This is a genomic window from Trebonia kvetii, from assembly GCF_007827045.1.
Lineage (GTDB): Bacteria > Actinomycetota > Actinomycetes > Streptosporangiales > Streptosporangiaceae > Trebonia > Trebonia kvetii.
Map to the genome: position 1 here is coordinate 930,029 of NZ_RPFW01000004.1, position 19,479 is coordinate 949,507.

Annotated in this window: 22 protein-coding genes; 8 read left to right on the top strand and 14 right to left on the bottom strand. The window is 71.3% G+C overall.

Features of this window, described 5'->3' with window-relative positions:
- Window positions 1-27: 27 nt before the first annotated feature.
- Both EAS64_RS24185 and EAS64_RS24190 read right to left on the bottom strand, forming a co-directional pair.
- Window positions 28-468: a VOC family protein gene (locus EAS64_RS24185; RefSeq protein WP_145856293.1), complete on the bottom strand. Its 441-nt coding sequence runs from the start codon at window positions 466-468 to the stop codon at window positions 28-30.
- A 38-nt stretch (window positions 469-506) separates the two neighbouring features.
- Window positions 507-941 carry a helix-turn-helix domain-containing protein gene (locus tag EAS64_RS24190; protein WP_246115832.1) on the bottom strand — a complete coding sequence of 145 codons (435 nt, stop codon included), beginning with the start codon at window positions 939-941 and terminating at the stop codon, window positions 507-509.
- A gap of 46 nt (window positions 942-987) precedes the next feature.
- On the opposite strand from EAS64_RS24190, the gene EAS64_RS24195 reads away from it, so the two are divergent.
- From EAS64_RS24195 to EAS64_RS24215, 7 genes are all read left to right on the top strand, one after another.
- A complete protein-coding gene (locus EAS64_RS24195) occupies window positions 988-1,752 on the top strand; it encodes a class I SAM-dependent methyltransferase (protein ID WP_145856297.1) in 765 nt (254 codons plus the stop codon).
- 31 nt (window positions 1,753-1,783) lie between these two features.
- Window positions 1,784-1,912, top strand: coding sequence for a hypothetical protein (locus tag EAS64_RS46855; protein WP_281283308.1), 129 nt, complete (start codon window positions 1,784-1,786; stop codon window positions 1,910-1,912).
- A gap of 85 nt (window positions 1,913-1,997) precedes the next feature.
- Window positions 1,998-2,294, top strand: a complete 297-nt coding sequence (locus EAS64_RS24200) for a hypothetical protein (protein WP_145856299.1) — start codon at window positions 1,998-2,000, stop codon at window positions 2,292-2,294.
- Window positions 2,295-2,418: 124 nt separating this feature from the next.
- A complete protein-coding gene (locus EAS64_RS24205; RefSeq protein WP_145856301.1) occupies window positions 2,419-3,039 on the top strand; it encodes an L-threonylcarbamoyladenylate synthase in 621 nt (206 codons plus the stop codon).
- The gene (locus tag EAS64_RS24210; RefSeq protein ID WP_145856303.1) at window positions 3,036-4,253 is read left to right on the top strand and encodes a serine hydrolase domain-containing protein; all 1,218 of its coding nucleotides are present in this window, start codon (window positions 3,036-3,038) and stop codon (window positions 4,251-4,253) included. The genes EAS64_RS24205 and EAS64_RS24210 overlap by 4 nt, the downstream gene beginning before the upstream one ends.
- Window positions 4,254-4,276: 23 nt before the next feature.
- Window positions 4,277-4,417 (top strand): hypothetical protein, encoded by a 141-nt coding sequence (locus EAS64_RS43785; RefSeq protein WP_187366140.1) that lies wholly within the window; start codon window positions 4,277-4,279, stop codon window positions 4,415-4,417.
- An 85-nt stretch (window positions 4,418-4,502) separates the two neighbouring features.
- Window positions 4,503-5,882, top strand: a complete 1,380-nt coding sequence (locus EAS64_RS24215; protein ID WP_145856305.1) for an alpha-amylase family protein — start codon at window positions 4,503-4,505, stop codon at window positions 5,880-5,882.
- A 75-nt stretch (window positions 5,883-5,957) separates the two neighbouring features.
- Here the strand turns inward: EAS64_RS24215 and EAS64_RS24220 are convergent, their stop codons facing one another.
- Both EAS64_RS24220 and EAS64_RS24225 read right to left on the bottom strand, forming a co-directional pair.
- Window positions 5,958-6,656 (bottom strand): response regulator transcription factor, encoded by a 699-nt coding sequence (locus EAS64_RS24220; protein ID WP_145856307.1) that lies wholly within the window; start codon window positions 6,654-6,656, stop codon window positions 5,958-5,960.
- A 90-nt stretch (window positions 6,657-6,746) separates the two neighbouring features.
- Window positions 6,747-8,003, bottom strand: coding sequence for a sensor histidine kinase (locus EAS64_RS24225; protein WP_187366141.1), 1,257 nt, complete (start codon window positions 8,001-8,003; stop codon window positions 6,747-6,749).
- Window positions 8,004-8,216: 213 nt separating this feature from the next.
- Here EAS64_RS24225 and EAS64_RS24230 point away from each other — a divergent pair, with 213 nt between their 5' ends.
- Window positions 8,217-8,756: a hypothetical protein gene (locus EAS64_RS24230; RefSeq protein WP_145856311.1), complete on the top strand. Its 540-nt coding sequence runs from the start codon at window positions 8,217-8,219 to the stop codon at window positions 8,754-8,756.
- 73 nt (window positions 8,757-8,829) lie between these two features.
- On the opposite strand, the gene EAS64_RS47185 is transcribed toward EAS64_RS24230, so the two are convergent.
- From EAS64_RS47185 to EAS64_RS44995, 10 genes are all read right to left on the bottom strand, one after another.
- Window positions 8,830-9,543 (bottom strand): VOC family protein, encoded by a 714-nt coding sequence (locus EAS64_RS47185; protein WP_145856313.1) that lies wholly within the window; start codon window positions 9,541-9,543, stop codon window positions 8,830-8,832.
- A 51-nt stretch (window positions 9,544-9,594) separates the two neighbouring features.
- Entirely contained in the window at window positions 9,595-10,059 is a 465-nt protein-coding gene (locus tag EAS64_RS24240; RefSeq protein ID WP_145856315.1) for a nuclear transport factor 2 family protein, read from the bottom strand.
- A gap of 26 nt (window positions 10,060-10,085) precedes the next feature.
- Window positions 10,086-11,054, bottom strand: a complete 969-nt coding sequence (locus EAS64_RS24245) for a cyclase family protein (protein ID WP_222849537.1) — start codon at window positions 11,052-11,054, stop codon at window positions 10,086-10,088.
- A gap of 166 nt (window positions 11,055-11,220) precedes the next feature.
- Entirely contained in the window at window positions 11,221-11,421 is a 201-nt protein-coding gene (locus EAS64_RS47190) for a DUF3291 domain-containing protein (RefSeq protein WP_342782069.1), read from the bottom strand.
- Window positions 11,421-11,552 carry a DUF3291 domain-containing protein gene (locus tag EAS64_RS47195; RefSeq protein WP_342782070.1) on the bottom strand — a complete coding sequence of 44 codons (132 nt, stop codon included), beginning with the start codon at window positions 11,550-11,552 and terminating at the stop codon, window positions 11,421-11,423. The genes EAS64_RS47190 and EAS64_RS47195 overlap by 1 nt, the downstream gene beginning before the upstream one ends.
- A gap of 111 nt (window positions 11,553-11,663) precedes the next feature.
- Window positions 11,664-12,413 carry an SDR family NAD(P)-dependent oxidoreductase gene (locus EAS64_RS24255; protein WP_145856319.1) on the bottom strand — a complete coding sequence of 250 codons (750 nt, stop codon included), beginning with the start codon at window positions 12,411-12,413 and terminating at the stop codon, window positions 11,664-11,666.
- Between the two features lie 33 nt (window positions 12,414-12,446).
- Window positions 12,447-13,019 (bottom strand): DUF1697 domain-containing protein, encoded by a 573-nt coding sequence (locus EAS64_RS24260; RefSeq protein WP_145856321.1) that lies wholly within the window; start codon window positions 13,017-13,019, stop codon window positions 12,447-12,449.
- Window positions 13,020-13,114: 95 nt separating this feature from the next.
- Entirely contained in the window at window positions 13,115-14,293 is a 1,179-nt protein-coding gene (locus EAS64_RS24265) for a MerR family transcriptional regulator (RefSeq protein WP_222849538.1), read from the bottom strand.
- 36 nt (window positions 14,294-14,329) lie between these two features.
- On the bottom strand, window positions 14,330-15,538 hold the full coding sequence (locus EAS64_RS24270; protein WP_246115833.1) for a pyridoxal phosphate-dependent aminotransferase: 1,209 nt from the start codon (window positions 15,536-15,538) through the stop codon (window positions 14,330-14,332).
- Between the two features lie 240 nt (window positions 15,539-15,778).
- Window positions 15,779-19,375 (bottom strand): S53 family peptidase, encoded by a 3,597-nt coding sequence (locus EAS64_RS44995; RefSeq protein ID WP_222849539.1) that lies wholly within the window; start codon window positions 19,373-19,375, stop codon window positions 15,779-15,781.
- Window positions 19,376-19,479: the final 104 nt, after the last annotated feature.

Here is a 19,479-nt window from a genome sequence, read left to right on the forward strand (position 1 = left end):
CGCCACCGTCCCTAGGCGCCACCGTCCCTACGCGCCGGTGCCGCGCGCCGGGTCGAAGTCGAGCACCTGGGTGAGACGGATGTTGTTGCCCGACGGGTCGCGGAACGAGGTGTCGATGCCGTAGGCCTGCTCCGTCGGCGGGTCGTTGAAGGTGACGCCGCGGGCGGACAGGTCGTCGTAGGCGGCCTTGCAGTCGTCGGTCTCAAGGAACAGCGTCCCGCCCGCGCCCTTGGCCACCAGGTCGGCGAGCGCCGCGCTGGTGTCCGCGTCGAACATGGGCGGCCGCGGCACCGGCATGAGCACCAGGCCGACCTCCGGCTGCCCGGCGGGCCCCACCACCACCCAGCGGAAGCTCCACGCCTCCATGACGACGTCGGCGCGCACCTCCCAGCCGAGCGTCTTGGTGTAGAAGGCGAGCGCCTCATCCTGGTCGTGCACCCAGAACTGCACATTGGCGATCTTGATCATCGTGGTCCTCCGGTATCCGAGTGGCTACAGGAAGAACCCTACGAACGGGCCTGGCCTGCGTCTTCTCGAAACGTACGGTTCTGCGGCCGCGCGTAGGCCATGGCCACGCACTGCGGGATCCTGACCAGCCGCGCCGCCGGCGGCCACCGGCGCCGGTAGGCGGTGGGGGAGCAGCCGTAGACGCGGCTGAAGCTCGCGGTGAAGGATCCGACGCTGCCCGCGCCGACGGCGAAGCACACATCGGCAACGGACCAGTCGGTCACCCGCAGCAGCGTTGCGGCCCGCTCCAGCCGCCGCGTCAGCAGGTACTGGTGCGGGGACTCGCCGAAGGCGCGCTTGAACGCGGTACTGAAGTATGACGGGGAAAGACCGGCGGCGCGGGCCATGTCGGCCACCGTCAGCTCCTCGGCGTAGCGGGCGTCGGCCAGGTCACGGGCCCGCAGCAGGTGACGGGAGAGCGGCTGCGCGGTCACACCCCCACGATACGGGGCCAGCTGGCACATGTGTTACGGTGCGGCGATGGCTGCTGGTGAGGCGAGGGCGAGCTCGTTCGGTGAGGTGGCGGGCGACTACGACCGGCTGCGGCCAGGACCGCCGCAGCAGGCGCTTGACTGGCTTGTTCCGCCGGAGTGCCGAACCGCGATCGACATCGCCGCAGGCACCGGGCTGTTCACCCGCGCGCTGCAGCGCCGGGTCAAGGACGTCATCGCCGTCGAGCCGGACGACCGGATGCGCGAAGTGCTCGCCGCCAGGTCGCCGGGTGTCCGCGCCGTCGAGGGGCGCGGTGAGGTCATCCCGGTGCCCGACGCGAGCGCCGACGGGGTGTTCGTCTCCTCCGCGTGGCACTGGCTCGACCCGGGCCAGGCCATACCCGAGATCGCCCGGGTGCTCGCCGACGGCGGCCGCCTTGGCGTCATCTGGACCGGCCGGGACCGGCAGGCCGACTGGGTGGCCAGGCTCGACCTGCCCCGCAAGCCGCCGCAGGACGCGCACGATGACGCGGGACAGCGGCGGCGCCACGAGGTCACGCTGCCGCCCGGCGCGCCGTTCGAGAACGTCGCCACCGCGTCGTTCACCTTCGCCAGGTGCATGACGGTGGACCAGATCGTCAACTGGCTGGCCACTTACAGCGGACTCATCACCGCGTCCGGCCAGGAGCGGGCCGCCGCCCTGGCGCACGCCCGTGAGGAACTCCTGCCGCGTGCCGACTCCGACGGCCTCATCGAGATCCCCATGCGCTCGCACTGCTGGCGCGCGGACCGCACGCATCGCACGAGCCGCTAGGTTCGCGTTGTGAACCAGTGAGCCGCCGCCGTTGTCGTGGTGGGGGCCGGGCCCGTCGGCCTGGTCGCCGCCGTGGAGCTTGCCCGCCGACGGCTACATCGGCCTCATCGCCGACCTCGACGACGACTGCCGCGGCTACTTCGCGCGCCTGGCGCGCTGAGCACCCGCCGCGGACAATTGATGTTGCGCTCGCCCTCAACACGACATATCTTAATTATGTCTTGTCTGATGAGGAGTGAGCGACAATGACGTTCCGGTATGGCGAATCACGGCTTGGCTGGTCGGCGCGGGCGGTGATCGTGCTCGGGGTGCTCGCCGTGCTGCTGGTGGCAGCCGTGCCCGCCGCGTTCTTCGTCGGCCTGATCTTGATGCTACTCGGCCATGTCGTCGGCGGCCTCGCGCTATTCGGCGCCTCGATCCTCGCGGCCATGGTGGCCATCGTGGCGGCCGCGCTGGGCGGCGTGGGATACGTGCGCAAGGCGATCGGCCAGCGCGGTGAGCAGTTCATGCGCCTGCGGCGCGGCCAGTACTACTACGACTGACCGGGTAACCGCGGCCCGTCCGCGGCTGACCGGGTAACCGCCGGGGGTGTCCGCGCGTGACAGGGCGATCGGGTGCCTGAGCGTAGCCGCCCGCCGGCGGGCCGCGCGGGCCTAGACTCCTCGTATGGCCAGGTACTTCGATATTCATCCGGCCAACCCGCAGCGCCGGTCCATCGCTCAGGTGGCCGACGTGGTGCGTGGTGGCGGCGTGATCGCATACCCAACTGACTCCTGCTATGCGCTCGGCTGCCAGCTCGACAGCACCGAGGGCATCGCCAGGATCAGGACGATCCGCCAGCTGGACGACCGGCACCACCTCACGCTGGTGTGCCAGGACTTCGCGCAGCTCGGAAAGTTCGTGACCATACCCAACAGGGTCTTCCGCGCCGTCAAGGCCGCGACGCCTGGCCGCTACACGTTCATCATGCCCGCGACCAAGGAGGTGCCGCGGCGGCTGATGCACCCGGGGAAGAAGACCATCGGGGTGCGCATACCCGACCACACAGTGACCCAGGCGCTGCTCGCCGAGCTCGGCGGCCCGCTGGTCTCGGCGACCCTGCTGCTGCCCGGCCAGGACGAGCCGATGACGCAGGGCTGGGACATCAACGAGGAACTCGGCCATGCACTGGACGCGGTGCTCGACTCGGGCGACTGCGGGACAGAGCCGACCACGGTCATCGACTTTTCCGGCGACGAGCCGGAGATCGTCCGCCGCGGCGCCGGCGACCCGGAGGCGTTCGAGTGACCCCGGACAGTCCCGGGCTGATGGCGGGGGCGCCGCCGTACTCGCCGGACAGGCTCGTCACGCTGGAGAACTGGCAGGCACCGCCGTTCAACCGGTGGGCGTTCCAGCACGTCAGGGAGCTGATTCCGACCGCCCGCATCTCCCGCGGGCACGGGCCGGCATGGGTACTGCCACGGTACGAGCGCGATCTGAGCGGCGTCGAGTTCGCCACCGAGCATTTCGGCAGGCTCACCCTCGACGAGCTGCTCGACGCGACCCACACCGACGGGTTCCTGGTCATCCACAAGGGCCGGATCGTGACCGAGCGGTATTTTAACGGGCTGCGGCCCGATGTGCCGCACCTGCTCATGTCGGTGTCCAAGTCGGTGACCGGCCTGATCGCGGGGGCGCTGGCCGGCCAGGGACTGATCGACGTCACCGCGCCCGTCGAGTCCGTCGTGCCCGAACTGGCGGGCACCGCCTTCGAAGGCGCGCTCGTGCAGCACCTGCTCGACCTGCGGGCCGGGATCGGGTTCCGTGAGGACTACGACGATCCCGAGGGGGAACTCGCCGTCGCCGACCGGGTGTACGGATGGCGGCCAGGCGACGGCAAGCCCCGGCCCGCCGACGCGCACGAGTACTTCGCCACGCTGGCCGCCGAGGGGGCGCACGGCGCGGAGTTCCGCTACCGCTCGATCCTCATCGACGTGCTCGCCTGGGTGCTCGAGAAGGCCGCCCTGGCGCCCTTCGCCGACCTGGTCGAGCGGCTGCTGTGGCAGCCGATGGGCGCCGAGTGCGACGCGGACATCACCCTCGACGCGCACGGCAACGCCCTCGCCGACGGCGGGATCAGCGCCACCCTCACGGACGCGGGCCGGCTCGGCCTGCTCGCGCTGCGCCGGGGGCGGGCCAACGGAAACCAGGTCATCGAGGCGTACTGGTTCGACGACACGGTACGGGGCGCGCTCGACGGGGCGGCCGCCTTCAAGGCGGGCGACGGCGGGGCCGGCCACCGGGAGGGCGCGCACTACCGCAACGGCTGGTGGGTGAGCGAGCCCGCGCTCCCGGCGTTCAGCGCCGTCGGGATCAACGGCCAGCTGGTGTTCGTGCACGGCCCGAGCGAGACCGTGGTGGTCAAGCTGTCCAGCTGGCCGACCGCGCTCAGCACCCCGCTGCGCAGGGCCACGCTCACCGCCGTGACCGCGATAACGACGGAGCTTAGCGCCCGGCGGTAAGCCGAACCCGCTGCGGATGCTCGGTGTTAACTGCCTCGGCCGGCCCGAGCGAGACCGTCGTGGTCAAGCTGTCCAGCTGGCCGACCGCGCTCAGTACCCCGCTGCGCAGGGCCACGCTCGCCGCCGTGACCGCGATAACGCGTGAGCTTGGCGGCCGGCAGTAAGCCGAACCCGTTCTGGATACTTGGTGTTAACCTCCGTGCCGCGCGAATCCGGGCGGTGACCGACCGGAGCCGGTAGCGTGTGCGGGTGACCTCGTGGGCTGATCACGCCATCCTGTGGCAGGTGTACCCGCTCGGCTTCACCGGCGCCGAGCGGGCGGCGCTGCCCGCACACGAGCCGGTCAGGCACCGGCTCGGGCAGCTTGCGGCATGGCTCGACTACGCGGTCGAGCTCGGCTGCAACGGGCTGCTGCTCGGGCCGGTCTTCGCCGCGGAGTCGCACGGCTATGACACCACCGACCATTTCCGCATCGACAGCAGGCTCGGTGACGAAGACGACTTCGACGCGCTGGTGACGGCCGCCGACCAGCGCGGGCTGCGGTTGATCCTTGACGGCGTGTTCAACCACGTGGGGCGCTCGTTCCCCGCGTTCCGCGCGGCACTGGCGGGCGGGCCGTCCACGCCGGCCGCCCGGTGGTTCAAGCGGACACCGGACGGATCGGACTACGCGGTGTTCGAGGGGCACGGCCATCTGGTCGAGCTCGACCACGACGAGCCCGCGGTGCTGTCCTACGTGGTCGAGGTGATGACGCACTGGCTCGGCCGCGGCGCGGCCGGGTGGCGGCTCGACGCCGCGTACGCGGTGCCGCCCGCGTTTTGGGCCAAGGTGACCTCCGCGGTGCGCGAGACGTTTCCCGACGCGTGGTTCCTCGGCGAGATGATCCACGGGGACTACGCCGCCTACGCGAACGAGGCCGGGCTGGACTCGATCACCCAGTACGAGGTGTGGAAGGCCGTCTGGTCCTCGCTGAACGACAGGAACCTCTACGAGCTCGACCACGCGCTCGGGCGGCACAACGCGTTCATGGACGGCGAGCTCGCGCAAACGTTCGTCGGCAACCACGACGTGACCAGGCTGGCGACGGCGCTCAGCGACGAACGGCACTTCTCGCACGCCATCGCGATCCTGCTCTGCGTCGGCGGCGTGCCGAGCGTCTACTACGGCGACGAACAGGGCTTCCGCGGCCTGAAGGAGGAGCGGGAGGGCGGCGACGACGCGATCAGGCCCGCGTTCCCCGCCTCGCCGTCGCAACTGCTGCCCGACGGCTGGCGCCACTACCGGCTGCATCAGCGGCTGATCGGCTTCCGCCGCCGTCACCCGTGGCTGGTCCGCGCCCGCACCACCCCGGAGCAGCTGCAGGCGTCGGCGATGGCGCTGCGGATCCGCGGCGAGAGGCCGGGAGAGCAGGTGCTGCTGCTGCTCAACGTGGGCGACGAACCGCACCGGTTCGACGTGGACGCCGGCGGCCTCTCGGTCGCCGAGGCGGCGGAAACGGCCGCCGCCGGCGCCGACCCGCTGCTCGTCGCGGCGCACAGCTGGACGATCCTGGCGTTATCGCGGCTGCGCCCGCCCCCGCCGCGCCCGCGGCGGGCTAGGCCGGTGCCGCGCCCGCGGGGCGCTAGGTAGGCCCCGCGCCCGCAGGAGCGCTAGGTAGGCCCCGCGCCCGCAGGGGCGCGAAGTAGGCCCCGCGCCCGCAGGGCGCTAAGTAGGCAGGGCGTAGCCGTGGCTGTAGGCGTAGCGGATCGCCTGGGCGCGGTCGCGTGAGCCGGTCTTGGCGAAGATCCGGTTCACGTGGGTCTTCACCGTCGCCTCGCTGACGAACAGGGTCCTGGCGATCTCCCTGTTGGACTGGCCCTCCGCGATCAGCCGCAGCACGTCCGCCTCGCGCGGCGTCAGCTCGCCGGAATCCGCTCCGGCGTCGGCCGAGGCGGCCGCGGCGGCCGGGACCGCCTCAGGCGCGCGCACCGCGGCGTCAAGCAAGCGCCGCTGGACGGCGGGGTCGAGGACCGCCTGCCCGGCGGCGGCGGCCTGAACGGCGCGGCCGATCTCGGCCCGTGTCGCGTCCTTGGTGAGGTAGCCGAGCGCGCCGGCCCGCAAGGCGCCGATGATCGACACGTCGTCGGCGTAGGTGGTGAGCACCACCACCTTGGTTTCCGGGTGCTCCGCGGTGATCCGCGTCGTGGCGGCCACTCCGTCGCAGCGCGGCATGTTCAGGTCCATGAGCACGACCTGCGGCCTGGTCGCGGCCACCAGTTCGACGGCCTCCTCGCCGTCCGCCGCCTGACCCGCGACGGTGATGCCGGGCAGCGTGCCGAGCAGCAGCACCAGGCCCTCGCGGACAGCCGACTGATCGTCCGCCACCACGACGGTGACGGCTGGCTCGCCGCTGGTGTCAGGCATGCCTCCATTGTGCCGTGCCCGCGGGCGGCCTCAGGCCGTTAACGGCGGGCGGCGCCGGGCCATCGCCGGGCTGCTGACGTGCCGTGGCCGTCAGGCCAGCAGCGTGAGCAGCACCCGCCACTGGCCGTCGCCGGGTTCCGCGGCCAGCGTGCCGCCCGCGAGGGCGGCCCGTTCCCGCAGCCCGGTCAGCCCGTAGCCGGACCCGGCCGTGGCCAGCGGCCCCGCCGCGACCGCTTCCGGCAGCGGGTTGCTGACCTGGAGCGTGACGGCGTCCGCCGCGTAGTCGAGTGCCACCCGCACCGGCTGCCCAGGCGCGTGCTTGCGCGCGTTGGTGAGCGCTTCCTGCGCCGTGCGGTAGGCGGTCAGCGCGCCGTCCGCGCCGAGCGGCCGCGGTGTCCCCGTCACGGTGAACTCGACGCAGGCGTCGCCCGCCGCGCCGTGCTCCTCGGCCAGCGTGCGCAGCCGCACGACGAGCCGCCCGGCGGTCGCCGCCCCGCGATCGCCTGCGGTTTCCGCGTCCGCGTTTTCCATGTCACCGCGCAACGCGAGGATGGCACGGCGGGCCTCGGCCATGCCTTCCCTGGTGAGCGCACCTGCCCGCTCGACGCACTCGATCGCCTTGGCCAGCTCGGGACTGTCCGGCAGCGCGTCGAGCAGGCCGCTCGCCGCTTGCAGGTTCACCGAGACCGCCGCGAGCGAGTGCGCGAGCACGTCGTGGATCTCGCGGGCGATCCGCGCCCGCTCACCGAGCGCCGCCGCCTGCGTCTCCGCCGCGTGCGCACGGCGGGCCTGCTCCAGTGCCTGCTCGGCCTCGATGGCGCGCAGCACGTAGGCGCGCCTGGTCAGCCCGAAGGCCCACAGGCCGACGATGCCCACGCCCCAGCCGACGATGGCCTGCAGGGGCGCGCCGCTTATCAGCGCCCCGATCAGGAACGCCGCCACCGTCTCCGCCACGATCGCGAGCGACAGTTCGGTGGACAGTCGTGCACCGGCGGACACCGCCACCGCGAGGCTGACCGCGACCGCCGTGCTGAGTGAGGACAGCCCGGCGAGCACGCCGCCCGCCGCCCCCATGACGATAAGCGCCGTGAGCCACAGCCGCGGCCTGCCCTCGGCCAGCTGCCAGGTCGCCCAGGCCACGGCAGAGATCGCCAGGGTCACCGCGATCGCGATGCCCTGCGGCCCGGTGCCGAAGTTGGGCGTGAACAGCGGAACGGTGACGACCACCATCACGATCACGCACAGCCGCGTGACCTGGACCGCTGGCGGGATCTTCACCTCGCTGACCAGCGGCCCGCCCCGGAGTTCCGGAACGAGCAGGCGTCGCGTGAAGGAGGCAAGGACCACGACTCCTAACGTATCCGGATGCCGGCCGGGCCGGGCGCGACGACCGGGTTGATTCCGGGTGGAGAACGCCTCTCCACCCGGCGTCAACCCCCGCCCCGCCGCCGCTTCAACCCGGTATCGAACCGTCGGCCGACGCGGTGGATGGGGCCGGCTCCGTAGCGTCATCGGTGTGCGGAGCAACCGCTCCGCAGTGAATCCGAGAGAGGAAATCCCGTGGACGCCAGCGTGCTGATCCCCAACCTCGTCATCCTCGTCACGGTGCTGGCGTCGGACTACGGACAGCGCTTCGTGACCCCGCTCCGGCTGATCCGTCCGTTCATCGCGGCGGCCGTCATCATCCCGTTCTTCTTCAAGGGCGTGCAGACCTCGGGCGACGGCCTGCTGATCGAGGTCGCGGGCATCGCGGCAGGCGTCGCACTTGGCGTGCTCGCCGCCTCGGTGATGCGCGTCTTCGCCGACCCCGCCACCGGCCGTGTCGTCTCCATCGGCGGCAAGGCCTACGCACTGTTCTGGATGGTGGTCGTCGCCGCCAGGCTGTACTTCACCTACGGTGCCAACCACGTGTTCACCAGGCCGCTTGGCGAGTGGATGGCGGCAAGCCACATCACGGTCAACGGCCTGACCGCCGCCCTGATCTTCTTCTCGGTGGCCATGCTGCTCGGCAGGACCGGCGCCCTTGCGGCCCGTGCCCGCCAGGCGAGCGCCAGGCGGACGGCGCAGCCCGCCGCCCCGCTGTCGGCCCCTGTTCGCTAACGGAACCAGCTGAACGAGAGCCCGCCGCCCGTGATCACAGGCGGCGGGCTCTCGTCGTTTCCCGGTCGAGCCGTTAGTCCCAGCAGAGGCAGAACGGCTTGCCAGCCGGGTCGGCGTAGACCCGCCAGTTCACGCCGCTGGCCGCCAGCGAGGTGGCGCCGAGCCGCAGCACCGCCGCCTCCGCCGCGTCGACGTCGTCGACGGTGACGTCGAGATGGAACTGCTGCGGATAGGCGGGGTCGGGCCACCGCGGCGCGTGATACTCGGCGATCTGCTGGAACATCACCGGGTGCGCACCGTCCTCGCCGATCATCGCCACGCCCTCGCCCTCGTACGTGACGGGCTTGCCGAGGAGTTCCGCGTAGAACGCGCTCAGCTGCCCGGAGTCCGGGCAGTCGAGCATCACGCCCATGAGCGTGGTCTCCTGCTTCGCGGGGAACAGGCACAGGTCGAACGGGTGCCCCGCCGGGTCGGCGAGCGTGTACCAGTTGTCGTTCTTGCGCAGCAGCTCCGCGCCGAGCTCGGCCGCCCGCGCCGCGCCGGCGTCGAGGTCGGGCACCCGCAGGTCGAGGTGCGCCTGCTGCGGATAGGCGGGGTCGGGCCACCGCGGCGGCACATGATCGGGGCTGAGCTGGGCGGCGATGCGCCACCCGTCCCCGGTCTGCACCGTGATCCATTCGTCGTCTTCGGTGTCCTGCATGGTCCACCCGCCGAGGTCGGCGTAAAAGGCGGCGAGCCGCCTGGCGTCGGGTGCGTCGAGGGCCACCGCGCGCAACGTGCCAATCATCGGACACTCCCTCCTGACTCACCGCCCATCATGCCAGGAGCGGGCCCGGCGTTAGTCGTGGCCCAGACGGCGCAGCGTCTCCGCGACGTGCTCGTCGCTGCCGTCGCCCGAGCCGCCGGAGCCGGCGGAGACCGAATGGGCGTAGTCGGAGTCCATGTACTCGCGCAGGAACTTCACCGTGTCGCCCGCGACCTCGATGATGAACACGTACTGGTTCTCGTAGTGGTTCCCGTTGCGCAGCGTGCCGCGTGCCGTGGTCTCCACCGCCACCCGGTCGCCCTCGGAGATCATCGACCGGATCTCGACCTTCGGGTCGCCGGGCTCGAACAGCCCCTCCCTGATCGGCTGCAGGAAGTCATCGATGATCGCCTTGCGGCCCTGCTGCCGCGGCAGCCCGCGCGCAACGTCGTTGACCATCCACACGGAGTCGTCGGTGAAGAACTCGCCGACCCTCGCGAAGTCCCCGGTGCCGAGCGTGTCGAAGAACCGCCGCACCACATCCTTGGCATCGGACATCCTGACCTCCTGCGAAACGAGCTTGACTACAAGATCGCGACGGCGTTGGCTGGCGAGCCGATCGCCCCCGTCACGTTGAGCGGCACGGACACGAACAGGAACTCGTGACGACCCGCCGCGGCGCACGCGGCGGCCAGCGGACCGAACGAGAACAGCTCGCCGATCGCCATCCCGAGGCACGGGATGAGCCGCTCGTGCAGGAACCCGTCGGCCGGGTCGCCCGGCACCACCTCGACGGCCGGGTTGTCGCAGGCCACCGCCGCGATCCCGGAGTCCCACAGGTAGCGCGCCATCTCCTCGCTGCCCGTGAGCCCCGCCGCCGCGTACCCCCTGAACGACTGCATGCCCTCCGACAGCGCCGACCGCCCGGCCGCGTCCAGGGTCAGGTACTTGTCCGTCCAGCCGGTCCGCACGCACAGGATGTCGCCGGGTCGCGGCGTCACCCCGGCCCTGTCGAGCGCGGCGACCAGGTCGGCAGGCCGGAACGCCACCTGGGTGAACGGGTCGTAGGACTCGCCCTGCGTCTCGGCCATGAGCGACACGAGGTCCACGAGCACGCCGCGCCCGATGATGCCGCGCTGCGCCCAGTGGTGGATGCCGAGCGGCTCGAGGTCGTCGGCCGGCTGCCCGCGCCATCCGCCGTACCAGCCGTCGGCCCCCGACCCGATGTGCCGCAGCCCGTCCCATTGCGACGAGCACTGCAGGTAGAAGCCGTCTACGTAGTCGTCCCAGGCGGCGGGACCCATCGGCTCGAAGCCGTGCCTGAACGACTTGCGGCCGAAGAACGGCGGATCGGGCAGCCCGAGCGGCAGCGACACCCCGATCCGCTCGCCGGTCCGCACGCAGCCGGCCGCCGCCGCGACCACCGCGCCGCTCAGCCGGTTCAGCGTGCCGAGGTTGTCGCCGCGGCCCCAGACGTCCCACGCGTGGCGCAGCCCGTTGCCGGGCAGGCGGGGGAGCGAGTCGTAGGACGGGATGACGTCGTCGTCGGTCACACTCGCAGCGTTACAGCACGGCCCGCCGCCGGCAATGGGTCCGCGTGACTGAACTGCTAGCGCCGCAGTGGTGCCAGGACATAAGAAGATCATCCCGAACGGGTTCGCGCTTCCCCCGTCCCCGCCGCCATCTCCTCCCCGCCCGGCGCAAGCGCACAGGGCGGTCCTAGACCGTGCAGGTCCAGTCGTCCGGGCTGTGCAGCGGCCCCGCGGCTTCGTCGCCGGGCGGCGGGAAGTGCACCTTGAGCGTGAAGGCGTGCGGTGTCGGGCCGTGCGCGCGCAGGTGATGCACCCGCTCCTCGGCCTCGGCCACGGTGGGGATGTGCCCGCGCGGTATCCACCAGGCGGCCATGTAGGCCTCACGCATCAACTCGAACCATTCGCGCCGTCGGCGAGCGCGTTCACCGGGTCGAGATTCGCCACGAAATCCGCGAGTTGCGGGCTGTCCAGCGGTGCGACGAGCCGTCCGACATTGACCTCAGCGAGCACGTAGTCCATGGGCCGATGCTGCCAGACGCCGCTCGGCGCGGGCAACCGCGTTTCCGCCTGCCCTCCGGTCAGCCCAGCCAGTCAGCCCGGCCGGTCAGCACGGCCGGTCAGCCCAGCCAGTCAGCGCAAGTACGAGGCGCCGTTAAGGTCGAGTACCGCGCCGCTCGACCAGGCCGACTCGGGCGAGGCCAGGTAGACGACGGCGGCGGCGACCTCGCGGGGCGTGGCGACCCGGTTGAACGGGCTCTGCGCCCGGATGACGTCGCCCGCCGGGGTGGCGAGTTCCTCCGCCGTCATGTCCGTCGCCACGTACCCGGGCGCCACCGAGGCGACGGTGATGCCATGCGGCGCCAGCGCCACGGCGAGCGACTGCCCGAAGGCGTGCAGCCCCGCCTTGCTGGCACCGTACGCCGGATGCGCGGGCTCGCCCCTATAGGCGCCGCGGGACCCGACGTTGACGATCCGCCCGCCCTTGCCGGCCGCGACCATGAGCCGCACAGCGCACCAGGTGGCGTTGGCCGCGCCGGTCAGGTTGATGCCCAGGGTGGCCTGCCAGGCCGCCTGCCACTCCTCGTAGGAGGTGCCGAGCACCGGGTGGCCGCCGTAGATCCCGGCGTTGTTGACGAGAACGTCGAGCCCGCCAAGCTGGCCGGCCGCGTCGTCGACCATCGCGCGGACCGCGTCCGGGTCAGTCAGGTCGGCCCGGACGATGACATGACCACGGCCGGGCAGCGAATCGCGCACCGCTTCCGCGGCGGCGACGCCGTGGATGCAGTGCACCGCCACCCGGTCACCGCGTTCCGCGAAACCCCGGACGATCGCGGCGCCGATGCCCCGCGACCCGCCTGTAACAAGAACCGCACGACTCACGCCGCGACTTTACCGGTTGGCGGTCCCGCCCGGTCAGCTACCGCACAGGTCAAGCAGCTTGGTCATCGTCGCCCAGTTCCGCGCCGTGCCCGTGGCGCCGGTTTTCCTGCCGGTGACGTAGCGCATCAGCACCTCCGCGAGCACGCTGCGGCCAAAGCCTTCCGGCGTGTGCAGGTAGAGCGTGCGCCCGACCGCGAGGACCTCGTCGCCGCTGCCCGCCTGAGCCGCCTTCGCGCGGGCAGTGTCCAGCCTGGTCAGCAGCTCCGGCCACGGAGGCTCACTCAGCACGACGGCGTGCACCCGCCGCGGGTCGGGCTCGCCGGGGAACGGGTTGGCCGCGTGGATGCGCGCGAGTTCCTCCCGGCTCAGCACCACGACGGGCGTGGTCACCCCGAGCTTCGCCGCGATCGCCTCGGTCATCGCCCGCGCCAGGGCGGCGGTGTCCGCGTCCGCCTCCGCGACGGTGAACAGCACGTTCCCGCTCTGGATGTACGTCGACACGTCCGTGTGCCCGAGATCGGCGACCAGCGCCCGCAGGTCAGCCATTGGAACCTTGTTATTGCCGCCGACGTTGATCCCCCGCAGCAGCGCGACATGCGTGGCCATGCCGCCATTCTGCCCCAGGCCCCGTGCCATCTCAGCGCGCACCGCCGACCCTAGGCGCCAGACGGCCTCCGACGTCGGTGCCGGGCGGGCGGCGACTACGCTGCCTCGGTGATGTCGGCGAGGGCGCAGGCGATGTTGTCGGGGCCGCCGGCCTCGTTGGCGAGAGCGATCAGCCGGCCGACCACCTCCTCGGGTGACAGCGCGGCATCCGCCAGCGTCCCCCTGATCGCGGCCACCGGGACCGCTGCGGTCAGCCCGTCGGAGCAGAGCAGGTAGCGGTCGCCTGCCCGCGCGTCGAGCAGCGACAGGTCGGCCGTCCCCGCCTCGCTCACCTGTGCCTCGGGCATTCCCGACTCCCGCATCAACTCAGCCGAGATGCCGAGCGCCCGGACCAGCAGGGAGCGCTGCGGGTGGGATCCCGCCTCCTCCGGCGTCAGCCGGCCGGCGTCGATCATCGACTGGGTCACCGAATGGTCGTGCGTGATCTGGAACAGGCCGCCGTCGCGGAACAGGTAGGCGCGCGAGTCGCCGATGTGCACAAGGCCGAGCCGGGACCCGGACAGCAGCATCGCGGTCAGCGTCGACCCGCTGCTTGGCGCACCGGAAGTCGCATCGGAAGTCGCATCGAAAATCCCACCGGGTGGCGCGATGGAGCGCACCGAGGCGCTCGCCGCGGAGACCGCGTCGGACAGCACGTTGAGCAGGTCTCCGGGCGCCACCGAGTCGAGGTCGCGCAGCGCGTCGATGGCGGCGGCGCTCGCCAGGTCGCCTGCCGGGCCGAAGCCGTCGGCGACGGCCACCAGACGGGGGCCGGCGGCGACCGCGTCCTGGTTCTGCGCGCGGACGAGCCCGATGTCCGAGGCGGCGGCGTACCTGATGGCGAGCGGAGCGCTCGACGTCGACGATGCGGGGGCGGAAGGAACTGACATGGCGGTTGCTCCCTCGGAGAAGTAGCCGATGAGGAATTGAGCAAGCCGCTGACGTTCGGCGAATTCAGCTTCGGTCACCCGCAAGAAGGCAGTCACCAAGGCGACGGCATTAGCCGGCGACGCCTCGACCACGGCGCCGATCTGGGCGAGCGGCATGCCGAGACGGCGCAGCCACGCGACAAGCCGGGCCCGCTCGAGCTGGGACGGCTCGTAATAGCGGTACCCGGACCACGCGTCGACCCGGAACGGCCGCAGCAGCCCGAGGTCGTCATACAGTCGCAGCGCCTTCGGCGACAGCCGGGACAGGCGAGCGAACTCGCCGATCGTCAGCAGCTTCACAGCCACCACCCTGAGGGTTCACCCAAGGGGAAGGTCAACCACCTACTGACGGTAGGAGGAAAGGAACTCGCCGAGCCGTCCGATCGCCTCCGACAGCACCTCGACGGGGGCGAGGAACACCACCCGGATGTGGTCGGTCGACGGCAGGTTGAACCCGGTGCCATGGGTAAGCAGCAGGTGCTGCTGCTCGAGCAGGTCGATGCACATCCGCTGGTCATCGACGATCTTGTGCACCTCGGGGTCGAGCCGGGGGAACAGGTAGAGCGCGCCGGCCGGCTTGTAGCAGTCGACTCCGGGTATCTCGGTCAGCGCCGACCAGGCGAGATCGCGCTGGTCGCGCAGCCGCCCGCCAGGCAGCAGCAGCGGCGTGATGTCGATGCCGCCGTCGAGCGCCGCGGGGATCGCGTGCTGCGCCGGGACGTTGGGGCACATCCGCATGTTGGCGAGCAGCTCAAGACCCTCGCGGTACTCCGCGATCGGCTCGCGCGGCCCGGACACGACCAGCCAGCCTGAGCGGAAACCGGCCAGCCGGTAGGTCTTGGACATGCCGCCCATGGTGAGCACGGGAAGGTCAGGAGCGAGTGCCGCCGCACTGTGGTGGATCGCGCCGTCGAACAGGATCTGGTCGTAGATCTCATCGGCGAGCACCAGCAGGTTGTGCCTCCTGGCGACCTCGAGCAGCGCGAGCAGCGTGGCACGCGAGTAGACCGCCCCTGTCGGGTTGTTCGGGTTGATGATCACCAGGGCGCGGGTCTTGGGGGTGACCAGCGACGCGACGTGCTCGACGTCCGGGTTCCAGTCGAGATCCTCGGCGCACCGGTAGTGCACCGCCCGCCCCCCGCCGAGGTTGACCGCGCCGGTCCACAGCGGGTAGTCGGGCGACGGCACGAGCACCTCGTCGCCCGGGTTGAGCAGCGCCTGCAGCGCCATCACGATCAGCTCGGACACGCCGTTGCCGAGGTAGACGTCGTCCGGGGTGACGCCGGCCACCCCGAGCCGCCCGAAGTACCTGGCGACCGCCTCGCGGGCGGGGGCGATGCCGCGCGCGTCGCTGTAGCCCTGCGAGTCGGCGATCGAGGCGGTCACATGAGACAGCACCGCGTCGGGCGTGAACAGCCCGAACGGCGCCGGGTTGCCGATGTTCAGCTTGATGATCTCGTGCCCCTGTGCCTCAAGCTCGCGAGCTCGCCGGAGCACCGGTCCGCGTATGTCGTAACGGACGTCGGCAAGACGGCTCGCCTGAGACACCACTGTGGGCCTCCCCAGTTCGTGATCGCGTGCTAAAGGACAGCGGGCCGCGCCGAGCAGACCCGATGCCAGAATGTTACCGGCTCGGCGCCGGTCCCCCCTGGCAATAACTGGACCTGAAGTGGCCAGCCTGACTCTGCGCCCCAGATCACTGAGCCTGCGAGCCGCGCCGTGCAGCCAGATCACCAAAACCAGGAACATCCCGAACGGCTGCGTGGCTTTGCGTACCCGGTTTCGGGGTTCCTAGAACGCCCCGAGGCCGTTGGGGGTGCCGAGGCCGGTCGGCGCGTCGTAGCCGGGCTTGGCGACGCACAGGTAGTCCTTGCCGCAGGATGCGCCGCCCGCATTGAAGAACCAGTCGTTGTTGCCGGAAACCACGTCGAACAGGTCCTTCGCGTGCGCGTACTCGTATCCCGGCTTGATCTTCGCGGCGTTGCCCGCCAGGCCGTAGATGCCGCCGATGATCGGCGAGGACGCGCTCGTGCCGCCCACCATGACCCAGCCGCCCCAGTCCTTGTTGTAGAGGGCGAGGTTGAAGGCGACCGCGGACACGTCGGCGACGGTGCGTCCCGGGCAGTTCTTGTCATGCTGCCAGGACGGCTTGGCCACGTAGGCGGAGCAGCCGGACGCGCCGGCCCCGAGGCCCCCGGTGTTCCACGCCGTCTCGCGCCAGCCGCGCTTGTTCGCCGCCTTGAACAGCTCGGTGCCGCCGGCCGCGGTCACCGTGGGGAGGTTGGCGGGGAACGACGCCGCCGAGTAGCCGAAGTCGCCCGTCGACACGACGATCGCGTGGCCAGGATGGTTGTAGCCGCGTGCGTCTGCCAGGTCCTGCCCGGTTTCCCTGCCGCCGTAGCTGTTGGAGACGGCGACGGCACCGAGCCTGATCGCGGTGTTCACCCCGGCCGACAGCTGGTCGAAGTCCTGCCCGTTCGCCTCGACGACCAGGATGCGGCATCGCGGGCAGGCGGCGGAGACCATGTCGACGTCAAGCGTCGCCTCCAGGTCCCAGCCGGACAGCACGCCGGAGGCCGGCAGGTGCTTCGCCGAGCCGGTCTGGCCCACCTTGCGGAAGCAGCCGTTGGCGGTCGTGCAGGGCCCCAGGCCGTATTCGCGCCGGTAGTCGTTGAGGTAGGTCTCCAGCTTCGGCGTGTCGAAGGCTTCGACAACCGCCACAGTCGCCCGGCTGCCGCGGCTGACGGGCAGCCGGTAGGCGTGCTCGATGTCCTTCGCGCCCCAGCCGGCCGGCTTCTTCGCCGCGGCGCTGCTCGTCTTGTTGGCCGCGGGTTCCGGCGCGACCAGCACGAAGCACTGCGCCTGGCCGGGCCCCGGCGCGGCGCACGCCGACCGGTACCCGGACGCGGCCGCGCCGGACGCGCCGCTAGCCGCGGGCAGCTGGGCGGACGTCAGCGAGGTGGTCGCGGCGCGTGCGCCGGCGGCGAAGGTGACCAGTTCCGCCGCCCGCTGCGCGGCCGTCTCGCTGGCTGCCGCGACGGTGGTCTGCGTGGCGAACGCCTTGCTGATCGTCTCCGTGAGCTTGCCGCCGGCGGCGTCGGCCGCGCTGACCTTGAGCGACACGAAGCTCCCGGGCGGCGCACCGAACGCCAGGGTCCAGGCGCCGCCCCCGCCGGTCACGGTCGCCGGCTTCCAGGTGGCCCCGTTGTCGAGCGAGTACTGCGCCGTCACGCCGGTCACCGCCGCGGGCGACGTCACCAGCGCCTGGTGGCCGACGGTCAGGCTGACCTGCTGCGCGCCGGCGGCCGTCGTCCCGTCGAGCGCGATGCCCGCGACCTGGTAGCCGAAGTTGAGCAGCGGCTCGACCTCGCACCGGTTCGAGCCGTCGGCGCAGAACCAGCCGCTCGGCAGCCCGTTGGAAAGCCCGGTGCCCGAACGCCACGTCCAGGTGTCGGAGATCGCGGTGGACAGCGGGAACAGCGCGCCGGTCCGCCTGGCACGCAGCCGCAGCGACACGGTCGACGGCCCGGCGGGCAGGTTGAGCTCGTCGAAGAAGGTGCCGAAGATCTGATCGGGTTCGATCGTCCCCGCCTGTTGCTGCTTCCCGTTCACAGCGATCATGTAGTTGCCGGTGATCGTCCCGACTCGCCGCGCGAAGCCCTGCGAGAATCCGGTGCCGGTGTGCCCGGGTGTGTCATCGGTGAACGGGTTGAGGTCGAGTGCCAGCGAGTTGACGGTCCGGCTCGCGGACAGCGGGGTGCCGAAGAATCCCTGCGTGCCGGGTATGGAGGCCTGCTGGCCGGAGTTGAGCGGCGTGTGCAGCGGGTAGACGTTCCAGTCCTGCGTGGTGTCCGAGCCCGCGGCGAAGGAGCGGATGGCGTCCAACTGCCCGCCGCCAAGCGCGTCGTTGGACTGGAAGTACTCGTTCTCCCAGAACACGCCGGGACCGCCGAGCAGGTGCTCGGTTACCTTGGCGGGCACCTGCACCGGCGTGATGGCCGAGAGGCTGCCGACGCTGTCGAATGCCGCGGTGCTGAAGCCGCCGAGCTGCACCCCGCCGATGGTGTCGACGTCAGAGGCGTACACGGCGTGCACGGTGGCCAGCGACGCGGCGGGCATCGTGAAGTGCTGCGAGTGGATCAGCCCGCTGGTGTCCTGGAAAACCCCCGCATACAGGTCGGGGTCGGTGGCCGGTATCGGAGAGGAGCCGGAGGGCGCCTGGAGCCAGGCGTTGGCGAACTCCTTCAGCGTGCCACCGGGGATCCGCTGGGTTGTCGTGTTGAGCCAGGTGGGGAAGCCGGGACCCTGGATGAGGGTGAAGGCGCTGATGTCGCCGCGCGAGTCGGAGATCGCGAACTCGACCGAGGAGATGAGCAGGTTCGACGGCTTGGGCGTGCTGAACGTGACCTTGCTCGACGCGGTGGCCGCCCGCAGCGTGAGGGTCGCGTTGCCGTTGATGACGATCCGCGGCACGAACACGGCGTGCAGGCCGGTCGGGAAGCCCTTCCTGTCGGTCGTGGTGAACCAGGTGAACGCCCAGTAGGTCCCGGTGGGCAGGGAGAACCTGGCGGTGCCGTGGTAGAAGGCGTTCGGCTCCTCGTAGGGGTCGCCGTAGATGCTGTTGTTCGCCGCGTCGAACAGGAAGACAAAGTCGCCGGTGTCCGGCTTGCCCTTCGCCGTCACCCCGCGCAGCGTGACCTCGTGCATCTTGAACGCGGGGGTCTTCGGCTCCGCGGCGCGCTGCCTGGCGGCGGCCGCGGCCCGCGACGCCGTGGCGCCCGCGACGCCGGGCGCGGAGATCCACACCCCGCCGGCGAACAGCCCCTCGCTCCCGTAGCTGGCGGTGCCGTGGTCGGCGGCGAACTGCCGCGTCAGGGCGGCGGCGAACGCCTTGCCGCCTGCCGCGGTGAGGTACCCGGTGGCCGCGCCTGCCGCCGCGTGGGTGATCGTCACCCCGGGCAGCCGCGGGGTCCGCCCGCTGTAGGTGATCCGCACCGGCAGCGTGGCGCCGCCCGGCTGCGCGGCCACGTCGAACAGGCTCAGGTCGAGACCGCGCCCGAGATAGGGCAGCGCGACGTCGGGGACGGCGTACTGGCGGCCCGCGATGCGCAGTTCGGTGAGCGCGGCGGAAAAGCCGGAGCCCGCCAGTGACACGGAGGTGGACTTGCCGTTGATGAGCAGCCGGTCACCGTTAATCAACAGGACGGATTTATTAGCGTGACCTGATTGGCTTATCGGCGAGGAAAGCGACGCGGTTGCCGCGGGCGCGGCGGCGCTGCCTCCGGCGAACGCGGGGGCGGCGAGAACGCCGCCGATGGCTGCGAGCGCTGCGCAGACGGCGATCAGGATACGGACACGCCCGGCAGGCCACCCGATGATGCGTCGCACTGAGATTCTCCCCGTTGAGCCGTCGTCAAGCCGTTACTCGGCCAGTCCCGAGCCTTCTCTTATATACGGCACAACACAAGGGCTTAGCCGCGCTGCCGCGATAA

Excerpts from the sequence above, each read along its gene's own strand:
- EAS64_RS24185 (WP_145856293.1), bottom strand. The coding sequence starts at position 468 with ATGATCAAGATCGCCAATGTGCAGTTCTGGGTGCACGACCAGGATGAG.
- EAS64_RS24195 (WP_145856297.1), top strand. The coding sequence starts at position 988 with ATGGCTGCTGGTGAGGCGAGGGCGAGCTCGTTCGGTGAGGTGGCGGGC.
- EAS64_RS24200 (WP_145856299.1), top strand. The coding sequence starts at position 1,998 with ATGACGTTCCGGTATGGCGAATCACGGCTTGGCTGGTCGGCGCGGGCG.
- EAS64_RS24205 (WP_145856301.1), top strand. The coding sequence starts at position 2,419 with ATGGCCAGGTACTTCGATATTCATCCGGCCAACCCGCAGCGCCGGTCC.
- EAS64_RS24220 (WP_145856307.1), bottom strand. The coding sequence starts at position 6,656 with ATGCCTGACACCAGCGGCGAGCCAGCCGTCACCGTCGTGGTGGCGGAC.
- EAS64_RS47185 (WP_145856313.1), bottom strand. The coding sequence starts at position 9,543 with ATGATTGGCACGTTGCGCGCGGTGGCCCTCGACGCACCCGACGCCAGG.
- EAS64_RS24240 (WP_145856315.1), bottom strand. The coding sequence starts at position 10,059 with ATGTCCGATGCCAAGGATGTGGTGCGGCGGTTCTTCGACACGCTCGGC.
- EAS64_RS47190 (WP_342782069.1), bottom strand. The coding sequence starts at position 11,421 with ATGCGTGAGGCCTACATGGCCGCCTGGTGGATACCGCGCGGGCACATC.
- EAS64_RS47195 (WP_342782070.1), bottom strand. The coding sequence starts at position 11,552 with ATGGACTACGTGCTCGCTGAGGTCAATGTCGGACGGCTCGTCGCACCG.
- EAS64_RS24260 (WP_145856321.1), bottom strand. The coding sequence starts at position 13,019 with ATGGCCACGCATGTCGCGCTGCTGCGGGGGATCAACGTCGGCGGCAAT.